The organism is uncultured Brevundimonas sp., assembly GCF_937870815.1.
Classification (GTDB): Bacteria; Pseudomonadota; Alphaproteobacteria; order Caulobacterales; family Caulobacteraceae; genus Brevundimonas.
The window spans coordinates 1-2,920 of record NZ_CALMZS010000023.1 but is presented as its reverse complement, the minus strand read 5'-3'; the positions used below and the strand labels follow the sequence as shown (position 1 = coordinate 2,920).

At 72.3% G+C, this 2,920-nt stretch carries 4 protein-coding genes and 1 tRNA gene; all 5 read right to left on the bottom strand.

Annotated features, from left to right (window positions below; translation table 11 throughout):
* A tRNA-Gly gene (locus tag Q0588_RS01615) sits at positions 1 to 75 on the bottom strand.
* Between the two features lie 101 nt (positions 76 to 176).
* A complete protein-coding gene (locus tag Q0588_RS01610; RefSeq protein ID WP_298743147.1) occupies positions 177 to 1,157 on the bottom strand; it encodes a TraB/GumN family protein in 981 nt (326 codons plus the stop codon).
* A 39-nt stretch (positions 1,158 to 1,196) separates the two neighbouring features.
* The gene (locus Q0588_RS01605) at positions 1,197 to 1,388 is read right to left on the bottom strand and encodes a helix-turn-helix transcriptional regulator (RefSeq protein ID WP_298743145.1); all 192 of its coding nucleotides are present in this window, start codon (positions 1,386 to 1,388) and stop codon (positions 1,197 to 1,199) included.
* Positions 1,389 to 1,397: 9 nt separating this feature from the next.
* Positions 1,398 to 1,853 carry a hypothetical protein gene (locus Q0588_RS01600; protein WP_298743143.1) on the bottom strand — a complete coding sequence of 152 codons (456 nt, stop codon included), beginning with the start codon at positions 1,851 to 1,853 and terminating at the stop codon, positions 1,398 to 1,400.
* Between the two features lie 92 nt (positions 1,854 to 1,945).
* Positions 1,946 to 2,920: DNA recombination protein RmuC (locus Q0588_RS01595; RefSeq protein WP_298743141.1), on the bottom strand; the 975-nt coding region annotated here is incomplete at its 5' end.

Here is a 2,920-nt window from a genome sequence, read left to right as displayed (position 1 = left end):
TGGAGCGGCCGGCGGGAATCGAACCCGCGACATTCAGCTTGGGAAGCTGACGTTCTACCTCTGAACTACGGCCGCGCCGGGGTCGCCGGATCGGAGGCGGACCATAGCCTCGCGCCGGCAAAAGAAAAGGCCCGGCGCGGCGGCCGGGCCTTTCCATACAGGCGGGCGTCCGTCCGTTACGGAGCGACCTCGACGTCGACGCCGCGGCGTTCGAGGATCTCCTGGACGCTGTCGTCTCCGGCCAGGTGGGCGGCGCCGACGGCGACGAAGACCGCGCCCGAGCCCTCGAGCATGGTCTGGATCTGGTCGGCCCAGTTGCTGTTCCGCCGGACCAGCAGGGCCTGGTAGAGTTCCTCCCCGCTGTCGCGCATCGACTCGACGCCCAGCGCCTCGATGGCCTCGACATCCCCGGCGGCCCACGCCTCGACCAGCCTGTCCAGCTCGACCGTGGCGGTCTCGAAATCCTTCAGCGTGCTGCGCAGGAAGGCGAGCTGGGTCTCTTCGGAAAAGCCGGCGAGGATGCGGATCTGCTCGTCGATGGTCTCCAGGCCGGCGACCGGCTTGCCGGCGGCCTCGGCGCGCGCCTTGAGAATCAGTTCGACGCCGGAAGCCGGGTCGTAGCCGGCCCTGGCCAGCGGCGCGACCGACAGGGTCAGGGCGGCGAACCAGGGCCGGAACGGGTCCAACCGGGCGGCGCTGAGCCCCAGGGTCTTCGCGGCGGCGTCGAGGGCGGCGATCTCCGCCTCGGTCAGCAGGCTGGACAGCGGGGTGTCCGGCGACAGGCCGTGCTGCTGGATCAGGGGAATGATCGCGGCCTGGTCGTCGGGGTTGGAAATCTCGAGGACGATCTTCCCGGCGCTGTCGAAGGCGGCGTCGACGCGCTCCGTGCCCCAGGCCGTGGTCGGGCGCAGCAGGTGGACGGCGCCGAACAGATAGATGGTCGAGTCGGCGTCCCTGACGACCCACAGGGCGGGTCCCCGGCCCTCGGCCGGCGGGACGGCGCGGATGGCGGGGGCCTGACCGGCGAGCGGCGGCGCGACCACCTGGGCGGCGGCCGGCGACACGGCGGCGGCGGCGAGGCCGAGACCCAGCGCCGCGCCGAGGGTCAGGCGGGCGAGGGCGGAGACGGTGGTCTTGAGGCGTTTCTTGAAGGTCATGTCAGGTCCCTGGCGGCGGAATGGGGGGAAATCTGGGCGTCATTCGGCGAGGAAGATGGCCTCGATCGGCTGGTCGAAGACGCGGGCGATGCGGAAGGCCAGCGGCAGGGACGGGTCGTAGCGGCCCGTCTCCAGGGCGTTGACGGTCTGGCGCGAGACGCCGAGCCGCCCGGCCAGCTCGGCCTGGCTCCAGTCGCGTTCGGCGCGCAGCACCTTCAGGCGGTTGTTCATCGGTCGCCCCTAGCGGTGCTTCAGCCACCAGATGGCCCAGGCCACGCCGTAGCCGGCGATCTGGGCCAGCAGGACGGTCCACATCCCGGCGGCGACGAGGTCCGGGCCGCCGAGGCCGCCGAGGCGGAGCCCGGCCGGGAGCGCGCCGTCGTCGCCGGAGACCAGGGTGAGCAGCAGGATCACGCCGACGGCCATGCCGCCCGAACCGCCCCACCACCAAGCCCATTTGTGGGCCTCGCGGGCCGCCTCGTCGATGCCGCGCCACCACCACAGGCCGACGGCGAAGCCGAGGGCCATGGCGACGCTCACGGGGGCGGCCGTCAGGGCCAGCCCCGCCGCCCCGGGCGGATCGCCGGCCAGGCTGCGCACCGCCCCGGCCGCCCCGCCGAGAACGGCGCCGGCGACGATCATCAGGGCCAGGGTTCCGGGGCCGAAGGGACGCCGGGGGCGGCTGGGCGGGTTCATGCGGGCCTCCTTGCCGAGTGACAAGGGTGTTTTACATCGACCGCGGCAAATGTCAAGCAGGCTTGTCAAAACGTCCGCAAGCCTTGTCGCGGCTATTCCGCGGCGACGTCAGGGGCCGGGGCGGCCAGCTCCGGACGCGACAGGGAGCGGGGGGCGGTCTCGACCGGGGGCAGGCCGGGCAGGTCCTTGCCCTCGTGGTCGACCTGCAGGTCCTCGAAGCGGCGGGCCGAGACCATCACCTGGCTCTCCAGCGAGCCGACGAACTGGTTGTACTTGCCGACCGCCGTGTCGAGCGCCCGGCCGACGGCGGCGGCGTGGCCGCCCATCACCGACAGCCGCTTGTAGAGCTCCTTGCCCAGTTTCGCGACCTCCTCGGCGTTGCGGGTCTGCTCCTCGGCGCGCCAGCCGTAGGCGACGGCCTTGCACAGGGCGAACAGGGTCGTGGGGGTGACGATGACCACGCGCGAGGCCATGGCCGTGGTCATCAGATCGGGCTCGTGGTCGAGGGCGGCGGCGAGGAAGGCGTCGCCCGGCACGAACATGGCGACGAAGTCGGGGCTGGGCCTGAACTGGTCCTGATAGGCCTTGGAGGCCAGCTGGCGGACGTGGGTCTTCATGCTGGCCGCGGTGCGCAGCGAGGCGGCGGCGCGCTGGGCCTCCTCATCGCCGTCGGCCGCGTCGCCGAAGGCCAGCGACACCTTGGCGTCGATCACGAACATGCCGCCGCCGGGCAGGCGGACGACGAAGTCGGGGCGCTGCTGCCGGCCCGCCTCGTCCGCCGTCGAGGACTGTTCCTCGAAGTCGAACCGCCCGGCCATGCCGGCGGCCTCCAGCACATTGCGGCAGGTCTGTTCGCCCCAGCGGCCGCGCCGGCCCGTATTGCCCTTCAGCGCCTCGGTCAGGCGCCGGGCCTCGTCGCGGGTGGCGGCCGAGGCGGTCATCAGCAGCTGCAGCTGTTCCTTGAGGCCGCCCGTTTCCTCGTTGCGCGTCTTCTCCAGCGCGGCGACATGCTCCTGGAACAGTTTCAGCGTCTCGGCCACGGGCTTGAGCTGGGCTTCCATGCGCTG